The organism is Corallococcus praedator (assembly GCF_003612125.1).
GTDB lineage: Bacteria > Myxococcota > Myxococcia > Myxococcales > Myxococcaceae > Corallococcus > Corallococcus praedator.
Map to the genome: position 1 here is coordinate 1 of NZ_RAWI01001473.1, position 382 is coordinate 382.

The 382-nt window shown below is 77.5% G+C and carries 1 pseudogene; it reads left to right on the forward strand.

The features are described from left to right. A pseudogene (locus tag D7Y13_RS46795) lies at positions 1 to 382 on the forward strand (hypothetical protein); the annotation flags it as partial.

The following is a 382-nucleotide window of genomic DNA, read 5'->3' on the forward strand; positions in this document are numbered from 1 at the left end:
GCTCGAGCGGCTGCTCGCCGCGGGGCCGGTCTCCCAGGTGACCCTGGCGCCGGAGCTGCCCGGCGCGCTCGAGCTGATCGAGGCGCTCGTCGCCCGCGGCGTCACCGTGTCCTGCGGGCACACCGAGGCCGACGCCGCCACGGCTCACGCGGCCTTCAACCGCGGCGCCGCTGCGGTCACCCACCTCTTCAACGCGATGCGGCGGCCCGAGCACCGCGATCCCGGCATCGCCTACGCGGCGCTCGGGCGGGGCGACGTCTGGATCACCCTGATCGTCGACGGCAACCACCTCGCCGACGACACCGTCCGCGCCGCGGCGGCGGCCGCCGGCGACCGGCTCGTCCTGATCAGCGACGCGGTCGCCGCCGCGGCCGCTCCGGAC